16 protein-coding genes and 1 pseudogene are annotated in these 25,685 nt (G+C 40.7%); 4 read left to right on the top strand and 13 right to left on the bottom strand.

What is annotated here, in order from left to right:
• Positions 1–123: 123 nt before the first annotated feature.
• The 8 genes from H6G92_RS25370 to H6G92_RS25335 form a co-directional block, all read right to left on the bottom strand.
• Entirely contained in the window at positions 124–2,499 is a 2,376-nt protein-coding gene (locus H6G92_RS25370; RefSeq protein WP_242059305.1) for an Hpt domain-containing protein, read from the bottom strand.
• Between the two features lie 49 nt (positions 2,500–2,548).
• A complete protein-coding gene (locus tag H6G92_RS25365; RefSeq protein ID WP_313889996.1) occupies positions 2,549–2,884 on the bottom strand; it encodes a four helix bundle protein in 336 nt (111 codons plus the stop codon).
• A 152-nt stretch (positions 2,885–3,036) separates the two neighbouring features.
• Positions 3,037–6,345 (bottom strand): GAF domain-containing protein, encoded by a 3,309-nt coding sequence (locus H6G92_RS25360; RefSeq protein ID WP_190896973.1) that lies wholly within the window; start codon positions 6,343–6,345, stop codon positions 3,037–3,039.
• Between the two features lie 97 nt (positions 6,346–6,442).
• Positions 6,443–6,916 carry a chemotaxis protein CheW gene (locus H6G92_RS25355; RefSeq protein WP_190896971.1) on the bottom strand — a complete coding sequence of 158 codons (474 nt, stop codon included), beginning with the start codon at positions 6,914–6,916 and terminating at the stop codon, positions 6,443–6,445.
• Positions 6,917–7,040: 124 nt separating this feature from the next.
• Positions 7,041–7,403, bottom strand: a complete 363-nt coding sequence (locus tag H6G92_RS25350) for a response regulator transcription factor (protein ID WP_190896969.1) — start codon at positions 7,401–7,403, stop codon at positions 7,041–7,043.
• A 565-nt stretch (positions 7,404–7,968) separates the two neighbouring features.
• The gene (locus H6G92_RS25345) at positions 7,969–9,171 is read right to left on the bottom strand and encodes a response regulator (RefSeq protein WP_190896967.1); all 1,203 of its coding nucleotides are present in this window, start codon (positions 9,169–9,171) and stop codon (positions 7,969–7,971) included.
• A 546-nt stretch (positions 9,172–9,717) separates the two neighbouring features.
• Positions 9,718–10,644 carry an N-acetylmuramic acid 6-phosphate etherase gene (gene murQ / locus H6G92_RS25340; protein ID WP_190896965.1) on the bottom strand — a complete coding sequence of 309 codons (927 nt, stop codon included), beginning with the start codon at positions 10,642–10,644 and terminating at the stop codon, positions 9,718–9,720.
• A gap of 132 nt (positions 10,645–10,776) precedes the next feature.
• The gene (locus H6G92_RS25335) at positions 10,777–11,205 is read right to left on the bottom strand and encodes a DUF3110 domain-containing protein (protein ID WP_190896963.1); all 429 of its coding nucleotides are present in this window, start codon (positions 11,203–11,205) and stop codon (positions 10,777–10,779) included.
• A gap of 270 nt (positions 11,206–11,475) precedes the next feature.
• On the opposite strand from H6G92_RS25335, the gene H6G92_RS25330 reads away from it, so the two are divergent.
• The gene (locus tag H6G92_RS25330) at positions 11,476–17,424 is read left to right on the top strand and encodes a translocation/assembly module TamB domain-containing protein (protein ID WP_190896961.1); all 5,949 of its coding nucleotides are present in this window, start codon (positions 11,476–11,478) and stop codon (positions 17,422–17,424) included.
• A gap of 15 nt (positions 17,425–17,439) precedes the next feature.
• Here the strand turns inward: H6G92_RS25330 and H6G92_RS25325 are convergent.
• Together H6G92_RS25325 and H6G92_RS25320 are read right to left on the bottom strand one after the other, a co-directional pair.
• Positions 17,440–18,011 (bottom strand): annotated as a pseudogene (locus tag H6G92_RS25325) (DUF2887 domain-containing protein).
• Between the two features lie 134 nt (positions 18,012–18,145).
• The gene (locus H6G92_RS25320) at positions 18,146–19,075 is read right to left on the bottom strand and encodes a carbohydrate ABC transporter permease (RefSeq protein ID WP_190896959.1); all 930 of its coding nucleotides are present in this window, start codon (positions 19,073–19,075) and stop codon (positions 18,146–18,148) included.
• Positions 19,076–19,199: 124 nt separating this feature from the next.
• Here H6G92_RS25320 and H6G92_RS25315 point away from each other — a divergent pair, with 124 nt between their 5' ends.
• Positions 19,200–19,862, top strand: coding sequence for a GIY-YIG nuclease family protein (locus H6G92_RS25315; protein WP_190896957.1), 663 nt, complete (start codon positions 19,200–19,202; stop codon positions 19,860–19,862).
• Between the two features lie 110 nt (positions 19,863–19,972).
• Here the strand turns inward: H6G92_RS25315 and H6G92_RS25310 are convergent, their stop codons facing one another.
• From H6G92_RS25310 to H6G92_RS25300, 3 genes are all read right to left on the bottom strand, one after another.
• Complete coding sequence (locus H6G92_RS25310) at positions 19,973–20,755, bottom strand: ABC transporter ATP-binding protein (protein WP_190896955.1); 783 nt, start codon at positions 20,753–20,755, stop codon at positions 19,973–19,975.
• 685 nt (positions 20,756–21,440) lie between these two features.
• Entirely contained in the window at positions 21,441–21,998 is a 558-nt protein-coding gene (locus H6G92_RS25305) for a pentapeptide repeat-containing protein (RefSeq protein ID WP_190896953.1), read from the bottom strand.
• A gap of 306 nt (positions 21,999–22,304) precedes the next feature.
• Positions 22,305–23,147 carry a methyltransferase domain-containing protein gene (locus tag H6G92_RS25300; protein WP_190896951.1) on the bottom strand — a complete coding sequence of 281 codons (843 nt, stop codon included), beginning with the start codon at positions 23,145–23,147 and terminating at the stop codon, positions 22,305–22,307.
• A gap of 240 nt (positions 23,148–23,387) precedes the next feature.
• On the opposite strand from H6G92_RS25300, the gene H6G92_RS25295 reads away from it, so the two are divergent.
• Positions 23,388–24,722 (top strand): TrkH family potassium uptake protein, encoded by a 1,335-nt coding sequence (locus H6G92_RS25295; protein ID WP_190896949.1) that lies wholly within the window; start codon positions 23,388–23,390, stop codon positions 24,720–24,722.
• 151 nt (positions 24,723–24,873) lie between these two features.
• Entirely contained in the window at positions 24,874–25,569 is a 696-nt protein-coding gene (locus H6G92_RS25290) for a potassium channel family protein (RefSeq protein WP_190896947.1), read from the top strand.
• Positions 25,570–25,685 lie beyond the last annotated feature (116 nt).

Below are 25,685 nucleotides of genomic sequence, written 5' to 3'. Positions count from 1 at the left end.
AGTCAGATCCCAATCTGAGTCGGAAATTTCAATTCCGTAGGCGAGGCAGTTTTCTTCCATGCAGTTTAATCTACCACCTCAGTAACCCATTTTTCACTGTAGCGCTTCAAATCCTGTGAACGGTTACATTTTTTCTTCAGTTTGTATGGGATAAAATTCAACAGCTTTTCTGCGAATTCTGTCTAAATTCAATCCCTGTCCATCATCCCGAACTTCAATAACTGTTTGGCTACCCTGATGATAGGCGCAGATTTCGATTAAACCTTGTTCTGGTTTACCAAGCTCTCGACGAACTTGTGGAGCTTCAATACCGTGGTCAAAAGCATTACGTATTAGATGTAACAAGGGATCGTAGAGCTTTTCAGCGATCGCTTTATCTACTAGTACTTCAGTACCAGTAAGTTTCAATTCTACAAGTTTGGCATGAACATTCCCCAACTTATTTACCATGTGGGGGAAACGATTTAGTATATTGCCCAAAGGCGACATTCGTGCTTCGACTAAGCTATCTATAATATTAAGAGTTAAATTCTCTTGTTTGTCACTAATTTGAGCAGCTTGCGTCACGAGTAAGTCAAGAGACTCTGTGGTTTCTTGTAGTTGCAGTGTCTCTTCTATTGCTTCGTGCAATGTCATCTGAAATTCTGTATATACATCCATTTCTAGAGAGTCAAACTTCACTGCAAAATTTTGTGTTTGTTGTGAGTTAATATTTTGTATTTGTAATGGTAAATCGCGTAATTCATTTAAAGTTCTTTGGTGTCTAGCGATTTGCTGTATTAATTGCTCAATTATTTCTTTGACCTGTTCATCTTGTAAACTACGCCGTTTTTGGTAAATCAGCAATTCTCCTGCTAGATAATTGAGGTGTTGTAGTCTCTCTGTATCTACTCGGATAAATGAAGGTTGGCGAAAAGTTTTAGTTTGAACATACTGTGATTTATCTTCTATTTCTTTATTGATTTGTGTAGCTAAATCAGGCATGACTTCAATAGCTGTTTCAGAAATATCTGCAACTACCTGCTCACCAACAGTTAATGAATCAAGCTTTTCTGAAGAATCATCAGTTTGGGTAGTCACGACTTCAGCAGCAAGATTTTGGCTAGCTTCTTCTCCCCATATTGCTTCTAGTAGGTTATCAGTTGCTTGAGAAGATAGAGACTTAGATATTTCTTTAAGAATTAGCAGTGTTTGTAAGTTGGGACTATCAAGCCAATTCTTCTCTTTGCTGGTAACAGGAGGATAATTTTTATATTCTTGTGCTAATGTATGAATTCTATTTTGTAATATTTTAATTACTGAGAGATAGCTGTCAGATGGTTTAATAGAATATTGAAATTTTACAACTGCAAATAGGATGATTAAGATGATACCACGTCGATAAATACAAAGACTTTGACTATCTTCTTTCTCTTGCACAAAATCAAGAAAACTTTTCAGCCAAGTTTCGATATAATTAAGTAGGCTTTTTCTTTCTAATGTGGGAACCAGCAAAGTCAAACTTAGTTCTGGCTCTGGTATTTCCATCTGGTGATTAAACCAGCCATAAATGTAGCGAATTACTTTTAAATAAAACTTCGCAGTTGTTGGGTTGACGGATTCATTTTTATTGTTATCGGATGTAGTGATAAACTGGTAAAATTGTTCCTCATTAAGGGTAAAGGTTCCAGCAGATAAATTATTTTGCAATTCTCCAGATAACTCATTATTTGCGACTGTCGTGAGTTTTCGCAAACCTGGAGAAGTTTCTCCGCCAGATGTGCGATTGCCTGCTAGTACTAATTGTTGCGCTTGTTGCAAATCTGCAAGAGCAATTTTTGCAATTTGCTGCACCTGAGTAGGGTTTGCTTGCAGCGCTGACAAGATTGTTTGAGAGATTTCTCCCAATCCAGGTAAATTTAAAGATTCTGCTAAACCGAGAAAAACCTCAGCTTGAGAGTGTAATAATTCGATAAAATCGTCATTATTTGGTGGATTGTTAACAGCTTCAGCAATACTGTTTAGCCGTTGTTCTACTCCCACTTCAAAAACGGATTGTACAATATCAAATCCCAATTCTTCAGAAGTGGGAATATGAGACTCAGCACCAAAAGCATCACCTAGTTTTTCTTGTAACTGTGCAAACACTGAAGTTGCTCGATGTATTAGTTCTTCGTCATTAATAGTACTACCTATTAATTCGGTATTTAATGCTATACTAAGACACTCATAAGCTTGTAATAAAAGTGTTTGTAATTCGGCATCAAATACCACGTTTGGATTATATAGAGCCTTAAATACATCTTCTAAAAAATGGGCTATCATCTTAATTACTTCTAGCCCAACATTAGCAGCACCACCTTTCAGTGTATGAGTAGCCCGCATTAAGTTGTGAACTTTAGCAGTACTATAACCTTCCGATAAGCTAAATAGTTCTTGCTCAATAATTTGGACTAATTCCGGGGCTTCAGCTAGAAAATAGATGTATCCTTGTTCTCGAATTTCTTTATCTGTAATCATAATTAGGGAGTAGGGAGTTAGGAGTTAGGAGTTAGGAGTTGGGAGTTGATCAACTAATTGATTTTTCAGTTGTCTTGACTATTGAACTCAAAAATCGAATGATTTCGTCTGCATAGATTAGTTCATTGGTTAAATCAATATTTACTAGTTTGGACTGTTGTAGTAGACGTAGCCAGTATTTAGTTTCCCTAGCTTCTTTGTATGCAATATACATTTTTGCCAAGAAATCCTTTCTACTCTGACCACCACTAGCCTCTTCAACATTCGCGCCAATACTTGTCCCACTTCGTAATAATTGCTTAGAAAGCACATATTCCCGTTGATCTTGCAGTTTCATATATAGGTGAATAATTTCAAAAGCAAATTTAAAACTCTTCTGTTGAATAATACTCTCTGCTAATTACTCTTCTCCTATCTTCAACTCAAAAATTACAATTAATTAAGGTCAAAGCATTTTTAAATTTGCAAATAAAATAGTGACTTATTTAATTAATGCTTTGACCCAATAACTCATAACTCCTAACTCCTAACTATTTTTCATTTGACTTTAAACTTGCTAGCAGTTGTTAATAGCTCTTGCGCCATTCCTGATAACTCTTGGAACACGGTAGCAATTTCTTGAGATTCTGCAAAAGTCTTATTGGCAATTTCTGCTACATCTTGCATTGATTTAGTTACTGTTACAGATTGCGTCATTTGTTTTTGAGTTGCTGCGGTAATGCGCTCGATTAGCTGACTAATTTCGGCAGTTGCAGAAACGATCGCATTTAAGTTTTGGCGAGTGTCACTGACAAGATTTGTACCTTCTACCACCTGCTGAATGCCAATTTCCATTGCTACTGCAACTTCCCCGGTTTCTGCTTGAATCTCTTGGACTAATTTTTCTATTTCGATGGTTGCTGCTGCTGATTGGCGAGATAAAGAACGGACTTCATCAGCTACAACTGCAAAGCCTTTGCCATATTCACCGGCACGGGTGGCTTCAATGGCAGCATTTAGAGCCAGTACGTTTGTCTGTGTGGCAAAATTACCAATCAAATTCACCACTTTGGAGATTTTTTGCGAAGATTCACTGAGGCGTTTAATCTTTTTGCTGGTTTGAGCAACGGTGTCCCGAATTCCTTGGATTGCTTTTACAGTTAGGTTCATCGCAGTATCGCCAGACTCTACAGTTTGATTGGCTTGTTGCACTGCTAGTTGCACTAACTCAGCATTTGCGACCACAGCTTGAGTAGAGTCCACCATCTGTTGAATGTCACCTAAGGCTGCGGTAATTTCCTCAGATTGTTGTTGCGCTAGATTGGTCAATCCCGCTAGTGAAGTATCGCTATTGCTAGAAGTTTGGGCAACTTGTTGAGCAGCCCCTTGTACCTGAATAACGATTTGCCGCAGTGCTTGCAGAGTATTATTGTAAGCATCTGCGATCGTTCCTAGTTCGTCTTCTGTAATTGGTGCGCGTACCGTTAAGTCGCCGTTGAGAGCGGGTCTAAGAGCTGTTAGAAGTTGAATAGATCGTTGTTGTAGTAATTCTTTGGCTGCTTTTTCCCGTGCTGCTGCTTCTGCTAATTTTGCTGACTGCGCTTGTACTTGTTGCAAATACTCGGTATGTTGTAATGCCAGTCCTAACTGGCTACCAATGCGTGATAACAAAGTGACTTCCGATTCTTCCCAATCACGAGTTCCCGAATTTTGATAAGCTGCCAGCAAGCCCCACAATTGTTCCCCAGCAAATACAGGAACAATTACATAAGCTTTAACTTCAAATTGCTCTAAAATTTCAATGTGGCAAGGAGAATGACCTACCTGATAGATGTCATTTACAACAAAGTTTTCACCCTGGATATATCGGCCTCCCTGAGTTTCTTGTAAGTGGGTATCTTCCCAGACAGTTTTTATATCCGGGCCTACCAGTTTTACCCAAAGATGACCTGCTGATTCTGCTACAAACTCACCACTCCAGTTAGGGCTGAAACGATAGACTGCGACGCGATCGCATCGCAGTAATTGTCTTACTTCTTGAGTGGTGGTTTTGAAGATTTCTTCTACATCTAAAGATTGGCGGATGCGGTTACTGATCTTGGTGACAGCTTTCTCTTGTTCTGCTATCTGAGCTAATTTTTCAGATTTAATCCGCACTAATTCCAAATAATCGATCTGTGATTTAGCTAGGCTAAATTGCAAGCTAGTCTGAACCAAAAAGTTCACTTCCCAGGTTTGCCATTCACGGATGCTGGAATTTTGATAAGCCGCCAGCAAGCCCCACAATTTATCCCCGAAGAATATAGGAACAATTATGTAAGCTTTGGCTTCAAACTGCTCTAAAATCTCAATATGGCAAGGAGCAAGCCCTACTTCATAGATGTCATTTACAACAAAGTTTTCACCTCTGACATATCTACCTCCCTTAGTTTCTTGCAAGTAGGTATCGTCCAAAACGGTTTTAATATCAGGGCCTACCAGTTTTGTCCAACCAGTACCCACAGACTCAGCCACGAATTCGCCACCCCAGTCAGAGTTAAAGCGATAGACAGCGACGCGATCGCATTGCAGTGATTGACGCACTTCTTGAGTGGTTGTTTTGAAAACGCTTTCTACATCTGACGATTGTCGGATGCGGTTGACTATTTTAGTGAAAACTTTTTCTTGCTCAACTATTTGAGCTAGTTGGTCAGATTTTGTCTGCACTTGTTCCAGATATTCCCCTTGTGAGATAGCCACACCAAATTGCAGTCCAATTTGAGTCACAAAGCTTTCTTCCCAAGGTTGCCAATCACGAGGCCCAGAATTTTGGTAAGCTGCCAGCAAACCCCATAGTTTTTCTCCAGAAAATATTGGCGCAATGACGTAAGACTTCATTTCATACTGCTCTAAAATGTCAATGTGACATTGAGAATGGCCCATTTGATAAATGTCATTGGCCACAAAGGTTTCACCTTTGGCATAACGTCCTCCTTGAGTGTCTTGTAAGTGGGTATCTTCCCAGACCATGTAAAAATCAGGGCCTACCATTTTTATCCAGCCATTACCCACTGACTCAGCTACAAATTCGCCACTCCAGTCAGGTTGAAAGCGATAAACGCCAACGCGATCGCATTTTAGTAATTGGCGTACTTCTTGAGTGGTTGTTTGAAAGAGCTTATCAACATTTGATACCCGCAGAATTTTGTCAATGACTTTAGCTACCGATTTTTTTGCTAGTATTCGCTGTTGCTGTTCTTTTTGAAATCCAAAGCTCTGTAATTTGTAGGCTAGTTCTGTTGTAATTTGAGATAGGAGACTAATTTCTACCTCTTGCCACTGCCGCGTTGAGTAGCAATTATTTACTGCCAGTAACCCCCATACTTTACCTTCTACTACAATCGGTAAACTCAAACTAGCTTTAATTTGAAATTTATCTAACAGTTGCTTTTGATAGGGTGTAAGTTGTATCTGATTAATATCGTCAATAACTACAGGTTCTATATAGTCTTGATTGGTATATAAGCCAAAAATAATTCCTGGAATATTTTCGCCTAAAGTTGGTGTCCAACCTAGTGTTCTTGATTCTGCTAAAACATTACCTGAATCAAGGGAAGTAAACTGATAAATTAAGGCGCGATCGCAGCCAATCTTTTCTCTAATCTGCGATACAGTGATTTTGAGTAGTGTATCAAGGTCTGGAGCTTGGCGCATATGAGTTGCGATATCTTGCAACTGTCGCCGCCAAGTTTTAAATTCCTGAGCGATCGCATTTAATAAAGATATTTCATTATTAGCAATATTCGCTATATGAGCGTTACCATTCTGATTTTCTAGCTCAGAGATTAGATGCTGGTTTTCATGGCTATTGTTATACAAAAATGTCATTTGATTATCCTCAGTATTTGTGGTTTGTAATAGTTTGATATGTTGCGGGTAAGAAGGAAATAGTATTGGGTAATTCAGGCAGGATTAAAGTCTATGTTCAATTGTGAATCCCCCAAATAGAAGCTTGGATAATAGTTATAGCATCCAAACTAAAAATAATATCCTCGGAACTATTAATAAAGTATCCCTGTAAAAAAGGTGATATTTTAGGATAAAATAATTCGGGAGTTTGGGGTTTTATTTGCTTAGTATCTAGCCATTCAATATCTATAAGCTGTCGCACCAATAGCCCCAAATACTTACCCTTATTTTCCAGAACAATCGCCATCATTCTTGAAAGTAAATTTGAGCCTTGCGAAATTGGAGGATATCCTAACATTGACTCTAAATCTACCAGCCAAAGCATCTCACCGCGCCAGTTATAAATACCCAAGACGCTATTGGGCATCTGAGGAACGCCACATATTTCTGGTAATGATACTTGCAAAATTTCTGTGATGTGTTGTAACGAAATTACGGCTGTATCACTTACTCCCAAATTAAAACTTAAAAACTTTTCCTTGGTTTCCAAAGTTATTGATCCTTAGTCTTTGATTATTGAACTCTAGCCACTATTTGCAGTTATTATGTGAATCTTGCAGAAGTTATGATTAGAAATAGCGTCTTCTAGTGTTTGTTGAATTATTTCATTTTTATTAATTAATTAAACGCTTTAGAATTACCACTAGTTCGTCTCTATTAATCGGTTTTGATAAATAACCATCAGCGCCCAACATATTACCCCAAATTTTATCTACATCACTATTTTTTGTAGAGCAAAAAACTACAGGTATTTTACTAGTGTTGGGATTATTTTTCAATTCTCTGCAAATTTCAAAGCCACTTTTCCCTGGTAAAATTACGTCAAGAAATATTAAATCTGGTTTATTTTTATCTATTTTGTCTTGAGCTTCTTCACTGCTTGTGGCGCTAATCACAGAATAACCTGCCTGTTGCAAGTAACGGCTGATTATTTCCATATCTGTTAAGCCATCTTCAACAACTAAAACAGTATTCATGGCAATTACTCGTTAAAATCTTTTGAGAATGTAAACAAATTAGACATACAAATCCTAAATGATTCCTTAACAAAGAGATGCAAGGGACTAGAAACTAGCCCCTAACCACTATTTAACAACTCAAATAGGATTGCTATAAATACAAAAAATTGTATTTGTCTAATTTTGGTTTAATCTTTATTTATTAACCTCAGAAAAAGTACGTAATAAATACAATTTAACTAATGTTTAATATAAATTAAGCTCATAAGATAATAAAAGCATTTATCATTATAATTAAGAAGTTATTTTGTAGAAACATCAGATGATAAATTAGGTTTTAAATTTTTATTAAGTATTTAATTTTTTAGCACAAAGTTAGATTGGTTTCAGATCACTATCTAATTGAATTGTCTTTTTTAAATTATGATTTTTTATTTATTCATCACCCCAGCATTTTTATGTTTACTGAGGTGGAAAATATCAGGCTATAAAGATTTCTGTTATGGCTATTCCTGAAAAATTAAATTTTAAAGCTCATCAGATTAGCTCGTGGTTAATCATCAAGTAAAATTACTAAGTCCCCCTAATTACAAACCTCTAAATTAGATTTACTCTTATCGATAGATACATTCGATGTAGGTAAATATTTACGGACTATAGCCATTACCTTATCAGCCACTACAGGTTTAGTGAGAAAATCTGTAGAACCAACTACTTTGGCACGAACTCTATCTAAAAGACCATCACTGCCTGTTAATATAATTATTGGTGTGTTGGTAAAGGTAGATATTCGTCGCAACTGAGTGCAAATTTCGTAACCACTGGCAACTGGCATAATCAAATCCAAGAAAATCAGGTCTGGTTTATCCTGAATGAGGGTTGGTAGAGCTTGTACAGCATCTTGAATCTTGACAAACCTTAATCCATTGGAAGTGATAATATCCTCTAGCATTTTACATACCTGAGGGCTATCATCGACACAAGCCACTAGTGGAGCAGTCCGCTTCTTTGGTTGTGTAGTGCTAGAGTTCTTGTTGCCTTCTGTAACTCCTAAGGGTATGTCAGGTACTTCCACTAATTCAATGATTCCTTTAAGAACATAGGGAAGCAATGAACGGGTGAGTGGTAGTACACTCTGTTTCATTTTCACGGCTAAATCTCGCAGAGTTAATTTGCCGTTGATTAAATTGACAAAGTTTTTGTAGACAGATGGACTTACCATTTGCTGGAGTTGTTCTGGTCGCCGCAGAACTGGTGCTAAGTCAGGAGAAAAATTTGCTAAACCAGCTTCTGACCAAATTTTCCACGAGTCTTGCATATGCTTTACAGACATTTCTGCACTTGTAAAGCTCATTGCTGTTTCTAAGATAACTTCTTGGCTGCGATTGCAACTTATAGAAGCAAAATTCCCTTGCAGAGCTAGGTCAAATAATAATTCTACTATCGTGTTCTCAGCAATAGACTGAATCTGTTCCCGCTGGATTTTTTGTTTTTTATAAAAGATTTCTAGAAGGCGGTAATCCCAATAATCAATTGATAAATCTTGTAAACGCAACTGCAATTTATCAAGATCAATTTGAGGACAATTTTGGGCCATATGTCTACGCCAGCGCCGGAAGGGATGAGTTCCCCCTGTCGCCCAAACTATGCGTCCTAGCCGATAATAAAAAGTCCATTGGCTGCCTTTTGAACTTTTAATATTTAATTTGCCATTGTATTGCAGCTGAGTACAAGTTTTAAATTCATTAACTATGTTATTTGAAAAAATAAGTTCTGGGTGGGTCATACTTTATTCCTTTAATTAAAAAGCCAGCCATTGAAAAACCCACACTAGCTATATAGTGTTCAGCAGATATGTCAATATGGGCAAATGCATTTGGTATATAGCAGCCTAAATCAAGATTATTAAAAGCAAGGGAGATGGGGAAATAGCAAAAAAGTTGCTAGTAAAAAAGTTATCTAGCACAAAGTTTCTTATTGGCAAGATGTACGACTCAAGTGAGTTGTTATAGTCCACATCAGTAATATGCATTCAGTATTGATATATTATTTTAAGAATGTTTCATACGGAATTATATCCGTATAAGTTCTGAATTTTTGTTTAAAAGAGATTAACCGTTTCTAGATATTTTTGCTTTATTTTGTGTAGCCTCTTAGAAAATTGTATTAGTTATTGAGATTGGCAAGAAATGTTAAAAAAAAATATTTAACTTTATTTTTCTTAATGTATATCACTAGTAGTGAATTTTTCGAGAGAATATTATCTTAAAAAAAGGCGTGCTACTAAGACAAGTAGCAGCCATCAATAGAGTATTTATTTAGAAAAATTTCTTTAAGCTTGGTTGTGGTTTTGATAACTCAAAACTGCTGCCCTAAGATTACTTTGGTGTTCTGCAAGAAGTCGATCGCCCTCGTCTTTTTCCAAACCAGTCCAGTGCATCAATAGGGCTAGCTTGACCCATTTACCGCTGCGTTCTAGTAAAAAGCCAGCAGCTTCACGACTTAAACCTGTGAGGTCTTGCAAAATTCGCAAAGCGCGATCGCGTAACTTTTGATTTGTGACCGCCACATCCACCATCCGATTGCCATACACTTTGCCTAGCTTAACCATCACCCCAGTAGAAAGGATATTTAAAGCTAATTTAGTGGCTGTACCAGCTTTCAGGCGAGTTGAGCCGGCGATTATTTCTGGCCCTGTCAATAGGCGAATGTCAATATCGGCATCAAATCTAACTTGTTCCGCTGGAACACAGGCGATAAAAATAGTAGTGGCTCCTCGCTGACGAGCAGCATGAAGCGCACCATGAACAAATGGCGTTGTCCCACCAGCGGTAATGCCGACTACGACATCTAGCTGGGTAATATGTCGCCCAGCGATCGCAGCCTCGCCATCTTGGATGCTGTCTTCTAAATCCTCTGAACTGCGTACCAGTGCTCCAGCACCACCAGCAATAATTCCCTGTACCAACTCTGGAGGTGTACAAAAAGTAGGTGGACACTCAGCAGCATCTAATACCCCTAACCTACCACTCGTACCCGCACCGATATAAAATAGCCGTCCTCCGTGGCGCAAACGCTCTGCGGTGCGCTCAATTGCCTCTGCTAACTGAATTTTCGCCGCTGCAACCGCCTCGACCGCCTTTTGGTCTTCGTTATTAAACAGCTCCACCAATTCCAGAGAACTGAGCTGGTCTAAGTTCAGACTGTTAGGATTTACCAACTCGGTTAAAAGATGCCCGCGTTCCTGCAAATTTGTCATTTATCCTTTGTCCTTTGTCTTACCCTACGGGAAGCCGCTCTTTGGGCGTATATATCCGTTGTCATTAGTCAGTTAGCGACCAATGGCTAATGACCAGTGACCAATGACTAATGACTAATGACTAATGACTAATTACAATAATCCTTCTAATTTGCGACGAATTTTCTCTAGTTCAGAATCAGACAATTCTGGTTCTTCTAGTGGCTGTTGATTGAGAGGGAAGGTGTCTTCAACAGTATCCTCCTTCTGGGCATCTTCTTGCCAATCGGTTTCTTCCACGTTAAGTTCTGGGGGAGTTACAACTAAATTGCTGTTTTCTGGGATGATTTCCCATTCATATCCAGCACTTTCGCAAAATTCCTTGATTTCCTCAGCATCGATCGGTTCTGGTGTAGGTGACGGGAAATCCTGAGCTTCCAGCATTAGGGCAAAGCGCGTGGCATCGTCTTCTGACTCGAACATCAGAATTTTATTGCGATCGCCCTCCCTAATCGTGTGAATCCCCTCATTTTCCGTTCGAGCATTAAAAATTAACACAAAAACACGCATTGGTGTAATCATCTGTCTTTTTTAAGGTCTATTCATATTAAAGTTCTAGGTTGTGACTCAGCGAAAGTCACAGGAACAATTTTCACTCTATTCAGATCAGATTTACCTGAAAACGCCAATATTATTAAGCAATATTTAAGTATTGGATCAAGCAAATACCGTAACTCAACCAATGAGGACTTGGGTTTAGTTGGCGTATCCTGGAAATGGCATACTGAATCAATGTGCCAGTTAATGCTTGTGCGGGCCAGCGAAATCTGGCAATTAATACAGTGAAAGCAAATGACTAAATCTCCCAATCAAGATATTCTCTCCCCGTCCCCTATCCGCAAGCGTCTGTGGTTACTGGTTTTGAGTCGGGGCAGCATTGCTTTGGGCGGACTTTTGCTGTTAGGAGTTCTCGTTGGTATTTGGCGGTTGTGGACTTTTGTCCAAACAGAGTTAACACCCTTGGCACAACAAAGTCTCACGACTACACTCAATCGTCCTGTAAAACTGGGAAGAGTCACACAATTTTCGTTGACGGGAGTGCAGTTTGGAGCTTCAACTATCCCAGCCACACCCACAGATCCAGATCGAGCCGCAGTGGAAACTGTGGAGGTGGGTTTTAACCCAGTGCAGTTAATTTTTAACCGCCAGCTAAAGCTAGATGTTACCCTAGTCAACCCAGATATTTACATTGAACAGGATAACCAAGGGCGATGGGTTTCCACTAATATAGCGTCGTCAGGTCAAGGCGGTGCCATTAAAACAGATTTGGACAACCTACGGTTTCGCAATGCCAAGCTGGCGTTGATGCCGCAGGAGAGAGCAGAGGGAGAAGCAAGGGAGCAGGGAGCAGGGAGCAAGGGAGAAGAGTTTTCCCCTCTGCCCCCCGCACCCCGCCCCTCTGCCTCTTCTCCCTTATCCCCCGTAACATTTTCTCAACTGAATGGTTCTGCCCAACTTTTAGCAAATAACCAGTTAATCAGGTTTGAAGTGGGGGGTCAAGCAGACAGGGGTGGCAGTATTGCCATTCAGGGAGAGACGCGTTCCAAGGTGCTAGCAGGCAACTTTCAGGTGCAAGGACAAGACTTGCTGGCTGAGGATATTACTCGATTGATCAAGTTACCAGTGAACTTACAGGCGGGTCGAGCCAATGGCGACTTGTTAGTTAGGTTAACACCAGGACAGCAGACTTTATTGTATGGCAGTGCGGCTGTGCAAGGGGTAACACTTCAAATACCTAAAGTACCGCAACTGTTGAGCAATAGCCAAGGAAACCTCCGCTTCCAGGGAACGGAATTACAGTTAGATAATATTACTACCAACTACGGCAAAATCCCCGTAGTGGCTACGGGAATCATCGACACTCAAGCAGGCTTTAAGTTGGCAGGGCGTGTAAATGCAGTGAGTTTGGCGAATGCTCAGGAAACTCTCAAGGTAAAACTACCTGTGCCGATCGCTGGACAAGTACAAGCTTCTTTGCAGATTACCGGATCAACAAAAGAACCAATTCTCTCAGGCACAGTTACCACAATCCAAACTGCTCGGATTGATAAAGTTGATTTTAATAGTATCAGTAGTAAGTTTGAGCTTGTTACTAGTTCCTCTTTAATTACCCTCAAAGATATTCAAGGTAAAGCCAAAGTTGGTGGTGACATTACGGGCGCTGGTACAATTCAACTTGGTAAAACCCCGCGACTGGATTTAAATTTTGCTGCCAAGAATGTTCCAGGAGATGCGATCGCAAAAGTTTATGAAACAACACCCACTTTCCAAATCGGCAATGTCTCAGGTACAGCCCAACTAACAGGCGCTCCTACCAATGTCCAAACTGTGGTAAGATTTCAAGCTCCTAACGGAACTTACCCCGGAACTGGCGAAGTTGCGATCGCTCCAAATCGCAACGTCTCTTTCCGTAATGTGGCTCTGAATGTGAGTGGTGGTACAGTCCGGGCAACTGGTAGTTACGCCAATGAGCGTTGGCAAGCTGTGGCTGTTGCCTCTGGGGTAAAATTGGAACCCTTTGTAGACAAAAGTCAATTGCAAAATGTCTCTTTGGCTGGGGCACAGTTCAATGGTCGGCTCATCCTCTCAGGCAGCACAGCACCGTTTGAAATTGCCACGATTCGCAGTGATGGTGCAGGAGTTCAAATTGGTGGCGGCACTGTTGCAGTTTCTAATATCCAACTGCAAGACCAAAGCTTCTCTGCTCAACTTGTAGCTAATGGTGTGCGGTTAGGACAGATATTGAAACAGTCTCCCCCAGCTTTAAATAATCCATTGGCGGGTACGTTCCAAATCGCAGGCAGTAGAGATAATTTCAGCCTGAAAACCTTCCGTGGCAATGGTGAAGGTCGCCTTGCTATTGGCGGCGGTGCGGTTACAGCTAAAAATATTCAAGTGGCTAATGGTGTATATCAGGCGCAAGTTCAGGCTAAGAATGTGCCTGTGCAGCAGTTGGCATCAGTACCAAAGCAGTTTCAAGGAGCGTTAACTGGTCAGTTCAACGTAGCGGGTTCTGTTGATTCTTTTAAACTGCAAACTATTCAAGCCAACGGTCAGGCGCGGGTAAATGTTGCGAGTGGAACTATTACAGCTTCTAATATCCAACTTGCTAATGGTGTGTATCAGGCGCAAGTTCAGGCTAAAAATGTTCCTGTGCGGCAGTTGGCAGCAGTACCACCGCAGTTCCGAGGGACGTTAACTGGTCAAGTAAATGTGGCGGGTTCTGTTGAGTCCTTCCAACCGCAAACTATCCAAGCGATCGGTCAGGCGCGGGTGGATGTTGCAGGTGGAACTATTACAGCCTCTAATATCCAACTTGCTAATGGTGTGTATCAGGCACAAGTTCAAGCAAATAATGTACCGTTGCAGCAGTTGGCAGCAGTACCACCCCAGTTTCGGGGAGTTTTAACTGGTCAAGCAAATGTGGCGGGTTCTGTGGAGTCCTTCCAACCGCAAACTATTCAAGCCAATGGTGAAGGACGGCTGGATGTTGCAGGTGGAACGATCGCAGCATCTAATATCCAATTGGCTAATGGTCGCTATCAAGCTGTAGTCGATGCTTCCGGTGTGGAATTAAATCGCTTCAATCAGCAATTGCGGGGTCAGTTTGGCGGTCAGTTGCAATTAGCTGGCACGCTAGGATCATCCAAATTAGCTGATGTGCGTGCTGCTGGACAGGTGCAATTATCCCAAGGTATCCCTGGCCTTGAGCAACCTCTGAGTGCTGCGATCGCTTGGAGTGGTGAAAGGCTGACCATTGAACGAGCAACTGCTCCCGGTTTAAGTGTTACTGGTAACATATTAGCCAATGCGAAAAAAGCAGGTATACCGGAAATTACTGCCCTAAATCTCAACGTCCAGGCGCAGAATTACAACTTAAAACAGTTACCGATCAATTTTCCTAATCAGGTTGCTGTGGCGGGGAGAGTAGATTTTAACGGTCAAATAACTGGTAAACTGCCCTTGCCAAATGTGGTAGGGCAAATTAATTTACGAGACTTAGTTGTTCAAGATATTGCTTTTGAACCGTTGTTAACTGGAAACATCGATTCAGCACAGGGACGCGGGTTAAATTTGAACTTGGCAGGAAATAGTGATCGCCTGGCCTTTAATTTAGATGCCAATAATCGCCCGAAATCTTTCTTAGTCAAATGGCAGCAAGCATCAGCCACAGGTAATATTCAGGGCAATGATTGGGCACTCAAAGTCGCAAACTTCCCCTTACAAATATTGAATTTGACTCCGCCACCAGTTACTCGATTGGGTACTGGTAAGATAACTGGATTATTAACTGGGGATTTGCTGTTTAATCAGCAGACATTAGCAGCTACGGGAAATTTAGCGATCGCTAATCCGCAAATTGGCCGACTTAAAGGCGATCGAATAGCTGCTCAATTCCGCTACAGTAATGGGAAAGGCACCCTCACCAGTAGCGAATTTGTCAAAGGTAAAAGTAGCTACGCTCTTGTCGGTACTTTTGCCCAAAGCCCTAAAGGGCCTCAACTACAAGGGAAACTGAATGTCAACCAAGGAGAGATCCAAGACGTTCTAACTGTAGCGCAGATATTTGATTTACAAAATTTGCCAGGTGGTTCAGCAGAAATCTACGGCACAGCAGCGGATCTAAGCACCACCCCCCAAGGAGCACCAAATCAACCCTTATTAACCCAAATCCAACGGTTTTCTGAAATTGAAACTTTGGTAGCAGAACAGGAAGAACAGCGACTTAATTCCACTCCCATACCAGATTTGGCAGACTTAAAAGGAACTTTCAATGGGGAAGTGGCTGTAAATACAGCTACAGCCAATGGATTATCAGTGGATTTTAATTTGAATGGACAAAACTTTGCCTGGGGTAAAAAGGAAGAACGAAATCGTTTTTATACTGCCGACAAAGTGATTGCCGAAGGCAACTTTGAAAACGGTGTTTTGAGTTTGCGACCTTTACGGCTTGAATCTGAAAACAGGCTGATTGCCTTCACGGGTAACATTGGCGGTGATGAACAATCTGGCCAGTTACGGGTGAATAATTTTCCGGTACAATTACTGAATAATTTTGTCAAACTGCCAGTTGGAATCACAGGTAATCTTAACGGTACAGCAGCGTTAGCAGGCAGCATTGCTAATCCCCAAGCTAGAGGGGAATTGCAAATCACAGAAGGAATACTAAATCAGAACAAAATAGAGTCAGCGATCGCAAGTTTTAGCTATGCCAACGGACGCTTAAACTTTGGTAGTACTGTAGCAGTTGCTGGGCCAAAACCTGTTGATATTACTGGCAGCATCCCTTATAAATTGCCTTTTGCTTCTGTAGCACCAGACAGTGAGCAAATCAGTTTAGACATGAAGTTAGAAAACGAGGGATTGGGACTGTTAAACGCATTGACTAATCAAGTGGTATTTGAGAGAGGAAAAGGAGAAATAGACCTCAAGGTACGCGGAACGTTGCAAAAACCCGAAGTAAATGGAATTGCTACTGTCAATAATGCTACTTTTTCAGCTCAGGCTTTGCCAGGTAAGCTCAGACGTGTTACAGGTAGAGTGCTGTTCAATTTCGACACCATCTTAGTAGAAAATCTTCAGGGTAGATTTAGCCGTGGGAACGTAGCAGTTGCTGGAGAAATTCCCATTTTCAACAATGAGAACACCACTATCAACAATCCCCTGACTGTTAATCTCGATCAGCTAGCGTTAAATCTCAAGGGACTTTACCAGGGAGGCGCTAGCGGCAATTTACAAATTACTGGTTCTGCGCTTAACCCAGTAATTGGCGGTAAAGTAAATTTATTTGATGGTCAGGTATTGCTGGCGGAATCTACCGACGCGACTTCATCTGCAAATAGTGGTCTGGGTGTATCACCCACAAAAGATAATAAGCAGAGTAAATCTGAAATTGGGAATGGGATAGGAAATGCGAACGCTAGATTTAATAATCTAGATTTGGAACTAGGTAAAAACGTCCAAATTACGCGTCCCCCTATTCTCAACTTCCGTGCAACTGGTAATCTCATAGTTAACGGCTCAATCAATCAGCCCATACCCGATGGTACTATCCGGTTAGAACAAGGTGGGGTGAATTTATTTACTACCCAATTTAACCTTGCTCGTGGCTATAAACACACCGCAACTTTTAGTCCCTCTCAACCCCGCGACCCTGACTTAGATATTCGGCTATTTGCCAAAGTATTAGACGTCACTCAAAGTAATGATTTCAGCCGGATAAATACCACAGGTTTATCAGCTTTAGAGAGTGTTCGAGTTGAAGCCACTGTCAACGGTCTCGCCAGCAAGCTGAACGAAAATCTAGAACTAACAAGTAGTCCGTCACGTAGTCAAACCGAAATTGTTGCTCTTTTAGGAGGTGGGTTTGTAGACACCCAAGGTCGTGGTGACAGTACTTTGGGCCTAATTAACATCGCAGGTTCGGCTGTGTTCAACAATTTTCAGTCAGCTTTTAACCAGATTGGAAATACCTTTGGCTTAAGTGAACTGCGGATATTTCCTACCGTTCTTTCTGAGAATCCCGAAGCTGGAAGGAGCAGTTCAACCTTGGAATTGGCAGCAGAAGCTGGAGTTGATATTTCTTCTAAAATTTCCGTTTCCAGTATCAAGATTTTGACGACAAATGACCCCTTTCAATGGGGTGTTAATTACCGGATAAACGATGAGTTTCGTGTGCGTGCTTCCACTAACTTAACCGATGATAGTCGTGCAGTAGTGGAGTATCAAACACGTTTTTAAATAACTCTCTTCTAATTATGAATTACTTTCTGTTCCCTCTTTTCCATGCTTATCAATAGCTTGTCGTACCTGTTCAACATCCAATTCTAATGCTTGGGCTATTTGCTCTATACTTAAACCAAACTTAAGCAGACGGGGTATAGTCTCCAACTTTGTTTCTTCTTTTACTTCCTGGTAAAATTTAGTTTGTCTCCAATCGGTTAATCCAAACATCGCTTCCAACTCCTGCTGAGTTTTGTTTACAAATTTATAGATAAGCATTCTCTCTACTAATTCTAAGAGATTGCTACGGTTAGCTTCATCCGTTTGCTGTACTTGATTTATCAAGTTTTTCGCTTGCTGTACGGCTTGATCTTCTGTTGCAACGACTAACTTAATCACGCCTAGCCCAATCGAAGTTGATGGTACATCATCTAACTCGTCTAAATAAATTATACGAATTTGCTGTTGATTTAATGATGTTTGATAGATGAATGGTATGCCTGGATCGAGACTGCGTTGAGCAAAAAGTAATACTGCTTGCAGCGACGTTGAGGTTTATATTGATTTATATACAGGAAAGCTTCTGTTATTATTCTCCAGTAAATATCGTCATCGCGCTGAAACTGTACTTCAACAAAATAGATTATGTCTTCTGGAAAGTCAGGTTAGTGTAAAAAATCGTGTCTGTTTTCATGCACTCTGGATGTTGAAATATTTTAATATATTTACTAAGTAAATATTAAATGGTGATATTATCGCCCCCCTCTTGATTGATAACTAATCGCAAAATTGATAATCCTAAGATGATCAAAAATAGTACTAAACCAATTGTGCAAGCATAGCTGATTTCCAAGTTAGCAAAAGCTTGCTCATATAGATAATAAACTATCGTTTTGGAGCTACTGAGTGGGCCACCTTGGGTCATGATGTATACTTCTTCAAATACTTTGGTGGCAGAAATAGCCGAAATCACCGCCACTAATGCTAAATACGGCTTCATCAAAGGTATGGTAATATCCCAATGTTTGCTAATACCATCAGAGCCATCGATCGCAGCGGCTTCGTAAACATCAGCAGGAATTGATTGTAACCCTGCTAAATAAATTACCATGTAGTAACCTAGTCCTTTCCACACGGTGACAGCCATAATGCTGGCAAGAGAAATTGGTACAATACCAAAGATTTTTACTGGGCTAGTTAGCCAAGGGATACCTTCTGGAAAAAGACCCAAAGCTTTCAGTAATTGATTGAGTAATCCGTTTTCTGCATAGAGCCATTTCCAAGCTATTCCCGCAACCACCATTGAAATTACCACTGGGGTGTAGTATGCCGACCTAAACCAATTCATCCCCCGCAGTTTCTGATTTACCAAAATTGCCAGTACTAGGGGAGCAATTACTAAAATTGGGACTACACCTACAAGATATAAAAAAGTGTTTTCCAAAGTTTTCCAAAAAACTGCATCCTTCCAAAGTTTGAGGAAGTTGGCAAAACCTATCCATAGTGGCGGCTGGGCAATATCTTCGTAGCTGGTAAAGCTGAGGTAAAACGCTTGCAGTGCAGGCCAAAAGACTGTTAACCCCAAAAGAACTAAAGCGGGTAGTAAAAATAAATAAGGGGTCAGTCGCTGTTTGATTAATATCCAATTTTTAGGTGTTAATTGATTCATATAAGGTCTAATAGTTGTTTTCGGTTGGTCAGCAAGAATTTGGGGATGTGAGTAGATTTAAGCTTCAATATTCTAAAGGCATATATTTGCGTAGCGCTAATTAATAACTTGGAGATAAACTACGATGGAAACTCAGCACAACTCGCCAATTGAACATCAAAATGTCCCCATTAACCACCGTGGACTACATGAATTTTTGTATAGTTCTGACGACGAACACACCGCCACTGAGGTGAGTATAACCCCTGAACTGGCAAACGATGGTACTGAAATCATTGGTCTTGAGGCTTGGAGTGCAGCTGCTCAGAACGCTAAAATTGCGGGTGTTTATGCAGTATTAGATGCAGAACGCTGCACCCAATACATTGGCTATTCTCGGAATGTGTTGCTTTCCCTAAATAGTCATCTTAGCCAAAATGGTCAGCAAAAGTGTGCTTTTGTACGTGTGCAAGCGTTCAAGTTCCCCAAGCGTCAAGAAATGGAAGATTTGCGAGATGCGTGGATAGCAGAACTCGAAAGTACACCACCTGGTAATGCAACTGATGGCGATATGTGGGCTAGTACGGTAGGCGAAGCTGCCAAGGCGGTAATGTCAGAGGCGGAACGTCAAGCCTACGAGGAGAAAAAGCTAAAACTGCGGAAAGCAATGGCTGACACAACCCTTTCTAAAGAGTCAGAAACAATAGATGCGACTATAGCCGAACGTCAGCGTCAGCTTGAAGCTGCTGTGACAAATGATGACTGGAGTGTAATTATTGACGCACAGACACAAGAAACCAAGTCTTAGATGTCAATTAAATTAGTTGTCTGTGTTGACAAAGTAGTTCCCACGCGGTGGAGGCGCACATCTATACTTTGCGCCCCCACCGCGTATTCCAATCAAGCGACTAAAGAGTTTCAAGAGGGTACAGCAGAAATAGCACAAACTTGTAAACCAACGGGTGTGTGAATAATCACAGATTCCACACCAAATACTTGGGCGATCGCATTTGGTGTTAGAACTTGTTCAGGTGTACCAACTTCCCAAATATGACCCTGTTTTAATAATGCAATACGGGAGCTATACCGGGCTGCTAAATTCAGTTCATGTAAAACTGTGATAATAGTTAATCCCTGCTGCTGATTTAGTTCTTTAAGCAGTTCCAATAGTTGCAGTTGATAATTGATATCTAAAAAAGTTGTAGGTTCATCTAATAGTAAGATTTTTGGTTCTTGCGCTAGTGCTAGAGCTAAAAAAGCCCGTTGCCTTTCACCACCTGAGAGTTGTTCGACTAAGCGATCGCTAAATTTTTCTAGTTGCGTTTTTTCAATTGCAGCTTCCACTTTTTCCCAATCTTGGGCGTTTAATTCCCATTGCCACCAAGATTGATGTGGCGTGCGTCCTAAGCTGACTAATTGTCGCACTGTTAAGCCAACGGGAACCGTTTGTTGTTGCGGTAACAATGCCAGTTTCTGTGCAACTAGATTTGGGGGTTGAGAGTGGATTGCTTTGCCATCAAGTAGCACTGTTCCCTGTTGCGGGGAAAGAATACGACTTAGCAATTTGAGTAAAGTAGATTTACCTGAGCCATTAGCACCAACTAAACTCAACCATTCTCCTGTTTGAAGAGTGAGGTTAATGTCTTGAACAATTGGTACTAAGGTGTAACCGCCTGTGAGGTTTTGCAGTTCGAGTGGCATTTCAGAAATTCAAAAATGAGAAACTTAATTTTACAGGATTTGAGTAGATTATTTCGCATCCTTATACCCAGTTCAATTCAATTAGACACATTGATTTAGCCTAAATGTTGTAAATTTAGCGATTATACCAAACTACTTCTAAGTCTTCAACGCTTAAGGGAATTAAAATATCAGCGATCGCTACTGCGTAAATGGCTCAAATAAGAAAGCAATTGGCATTATAATTATCACCATTAAAAATGGTATTATGGTTGAGATTTATGGTGAGCGATCGCCCGCTTCTAAAGTGAGACTATTTGCCTCAATGCCAGTGATATTATCATTAATCAAAAATAAATTTATGGAACAAGTGGCGTGAGACAGCCCGTTCAGCGTCTCCTTTAGGAGAAGGGCTGTAAGGCGATGGAGAGCCAATCTATTGCAAACTTTCTTAAAGTCGAAGCAAGCGGCTCCCCATAAGTAACTGGCATGGGTTGAAAGGATTTCTCAGGGCTAAATATTACTAATACCAAGGGTATTGGACTATGACTTAGCCTGTATATACAAGTGTTTCCCTGTACCAACACCATCAGTTACTTTAGTCATTTGATAAACAGGTTTCTTAAGATTGGAGCAATGAAATCTTGATCTGACAATGGCGATAAACCTGCTTAATTAGCCTCTTTTTTCCGACTGAATAGGTGTTTTAAGGGGTTATGTAACTACCAGCCCAAGTTACCCATTTGTGCGATAACCCTATATGTAAAACTCCCTCTGTTTTCTCCTCTTCAGTAATAATTGCTCCTGTTAAATCTGCGCCGCTGAGTTCAGCCTCATTGATGTTACTACCAATCAAATTTGCCTTTCTGAGATTGGCATCTCTCAAATCTGCTCCACTCATTTCCGCCTCGCTGAGGTTTGCACCAAGTAAGTTTGCCAAGGATAAATTGGCACTCCGCAAATCAGCTCGACTTAGGTTAGTTTCTTGCAGGTTGACCCTCATCAGGTCTGCACCAATCAAGTTTACCTCACTCAGGTTGGCTCGACTCAAGTTAGCTTCAGTCAACTCTGCATCGGTTAGATTTGCCCGACTTAGATTACATCGACTCAAGTTGCTTTGACTGAGATCAGCACCACTCAAGTCAGCTTCAGCCAAATTTGCACCACTTAAGTCAGCTTCAGTTAGGTTTGCCTGATGCAGATTTGCCCGATTAAAATTTCGTTCTCCGGCTGCATATAAATTCAAAATTCTGTTAGCGTCCATATTGTCACCTCGCAATGTCTGTAGGTAAAGAAGTCTAGTTGTGAGTTAACACCACCCAAACCACACCAAAGACAATTTATTGAGTTGTCAGCAACGGGAATCTTAGCTAAAACTTGTAATTTTATTTTGCTTGAAATTTCGACATTTTCAGCATTTACTTAATGGAAATAAATCAAACATTACATATTGCCTTTTATCCAAGCGTTTGAAGGCTGAGTACTTAGCTTTTGAGTAACAGCAGCGAGGAAGTCTGGACAATCTGCCTCTACAACCTGTGGATGAAGGTAGTAGGGCAGGTGTGCGTCCTTACTTATTTCCGCACAATAAGCCAAACCGAATTAACCCACGCTGATAACCGCGACGCATTAATCCCAGTGACAATGCCCCTTGGATGGTAGTCCAACCAGCATTTAGTAAGCCCCAAAATGCTTGGGGAGTGAATGCCGAATCAATTACCACATTCCAAAAAGGGGCGACAGCAGTTGACCAATCAGCGGTGCGGATATTATGTAATGGTAGTTGATGTGCGATCGCTTCGTACTCTGGCAAAGAAATCACATAAGGCAAACAATACACCCGATAAATATCCTGCAAATGCTTTTCCTCATCCGTCGTTAATGGGGACTCATCAGTTGGTCGATGACACCAAGTCACCATAATTAACTTGCCACCAGGCTTCAATACTCGGTAGCATTCCTGGAGAAACTTATTTTTATCTGGCATGTGTTCACCGCTTTCTAGCGACCAAACCAAGTCAAAAGAATTATCAGCAAAGGGCATTGCTTGAGCATTTGCGACTTGGAACTGTGTTCTCAGACTCAAATTAGCCTCCAAGGCACGTTCTGTTGCTCTCGCGGCTTGTACAGGACTCAATGTAATTCCTGTAGCCTTAGCATTAAACTTTTGTGCTAGGTATAAAGAACTACCGCCAATGCCACAGCCCACATCTAGGATATTTTCTGCTGCTTGTACCCCTGCCCAATTGAGCAGTTCTTCGATTAAATCAATTTGAGCCTGACGGCGGTCTTTTTTCTGAGTACCATCGGCACCGTAATAGCCGTGGTGCATATGTTCGCCCCAAATCTGTTCCCACAGCCCGGAGGAAGCATCGTAAAATTGCTGAATTTGCTGGTAAAGTGTTGCACTCATGAAAAAAGCAGTGTTAAGACAAAGCCGAATTTAAAAAAAAACATACAGATAGGCTACCATGTGTGTTTTTAATTAAAATAGGGTCTTTTGGTTTGCAGGGATAATAAACTCCGGTTACTCTTCCCTGGAAAAATTCCCTGATTCTACCTTAATAAGCTGCCTTTGTTGTCATTTGCATCCCAGAAACATTCGGGATGCCTAGCATGATTGATTTTTTGGATTTTAAATTTTAAATTACTTATGACTGTTGCTCGCACAATTTGTTTGGGATTTATGGCTGTCATCGCTGTAGGTACTATCCTGTTGATGATGCCTTTTTCGACTAGCAATGGTACCTGGAATAACCTGATTGTGGCATTATTCACCTCGACATCCGCAGTTTGCGTCACAGGTTTATCAGTAGTTGATCCTGGTACTTATTTTTCCTTTTGGGGACAGTTTTTTATTGCGCTACTAGCTCAGATTGGCGGGTTGGGCTACATGACAACTACTACATTTCTGATTTTGCTCATTGGTCGTAGGTTTGATATGCGGCAAAAAATAGCAATTCAACAAGCTTTAGATCGACCGGGAATGAGTGGTAGCGCCCAAGTAATCCGTTCAATTATTGCCACAACTTTAATTTTTGAAATTACAGGCGTATTCTTGCTTTTGCCAGCTTTCGTTCCTGATTATGGATGGAGTAAAGGACTTTGGTTAGCAATTTTTCATAGTATCAATGCTTGGAATAATGCTGGTTTTAGTTTATTTAAGGATAACTTAATTGGCTATCAGTCATCCTTCTTAGTAGTCTTCACCATCACAACGTTGATTATCTTTGGGGGAATTGGCTATCAGGTCATTTTGGAAATCTACCTTTGGTTGCGCGATCGCATTTTAAAGAAAACTCAAAATCAAATATTTTCTCTAGACTTTAAAGTTGCAACGAGCACAACTTTGATATTATTATTCCTAGGGGTAGTTGCCTTTTTCTGTATAGAGATCAGAAACGCTGAAACATTTGGTTCTCTAAATTTACGTGACCAGATATTAGTAGCTTGGTTTCAATCGGTTACTCCCAGAACTGCTGGTTTTAACACCATCGATATTGGCAAAATGACCACAGCTGGTCTATTTATTACGATTGCGCTGATGTTTCTTGGTGCAAGTCCAGGTGGTACGGGAGGAGGCATGAAAACAACAACCTTGAGAGTATTGACTAGTTGTACCAAAGCAATTCTTCAGGGTAAAGAAGAAGTTTTATTGTATGATCGCAAAATAGCAATATCTTTAATTTTGAAAGCTGTGGGTGTGTTGGTGGGTTCAGTAGCGACCGTGATTTTAGCTACGATTTTAATCAGCCTTACAGATCCAACATTAGATTTTATTCAAATTTTGTTTGAAGTGGTATCAGCCTTCGCCACCGTAGGGCTTTCTACAGGCATTACAGCAAGTATCTCTACAGCAGCAAAGCTCATCCTAATTGTCATAATGTACGTTGGACGAGTAGGTGTTTTACTGCTGATGTCTGCTGTACTCGGAGATCCACGCCCTACCAGAATTCACTATCCTGAAGAAAATTTACTCGTGGGATAGTTAAGGAGAGGGGAGGAGAAAAATTCTTGACTAATGACTAATGACTAAACTGATAAAATATACATTGGAAGGCAAAAAATAAAATTTTTAATTCAAGCAGTATAACCGTTTTTTGCCCTAAATACAGGGAGCCATAATAAGGATAACAAGGGTGAATCTGTCATCATTAAGTTTTTTTCGCAGTTTACGTAAAGATAACCAACAATTTGCTGTAATTGGGTTAGGCCGCTTTGGTAGGTCTGTCTGTTCTACATTGCACAATTTTGGTTATCAAGTGCTGGCAACAGATATTGATGAAAAACGAGTTTCAGAAGCATTGACCGAAGGAATCGTTGGCCATGCTTTGCAACTAGACTCTACAGAACCAGCAGCACTCAAAGAAGCTGGAATTTTTGAATTTGATACTGTAATCATAGCGATTGGCAACTACGTTCAGGAAAGTATTATAACTACCCTAAATGTGAAAGAAGCTGGTGTACCTCATGTAGTCGCCAAAGCTTCTAGTGAAGTTCACCGTAAACTGTTGCAGCGAGTAGGAGCAGATCATGTTGTTTTTCCTGAGTATGAAGCGGGTTGTGCCCTAGCACGTACCCTTACAAAACCAGCAATCCTAGATCGGTTTGATTTAGACCCAGATAACAGTATTGTAGAGTTGATTGTCCCTGATGAATTTCACGGCAAAACAATCACTGAGCTTCAACTTCGTAACCGCTACGGGTTAAATTTGCTAGCAGTGAGCGAGGATGGTAAATTTATAATTAATCCTAACCCCACCAAGCGTTTAGAGCGCGGTTCAGCAATGGTCGTTATTGGTTGCAACAAAGATATCAATCGTTTACCGATTTAAAAAAGTTAGGAGTTAGAGGTTATTAACTATCAAGTAAAATAAAAGCCCCAGTCGGCAGAATTGATGTTGAATTCTGACGACTGGCGGATGAATTCTTCTTTGATTCCTAACTCTGA

Source organism: Nostoc foliaceum FACHB-393 (assembly GCF_014698505.1).
GTDB classification, from domain to species: domain Bacteria; phylum Cyanobacteriota; class Cyanobacteriia; order Cyanobacteriales; family Nostocaceae; genus Nostoc; species Nostoc foliaceum_A.
This window is presented reverse-complemented; position numbering and strand designations above follow the sequence as displayed.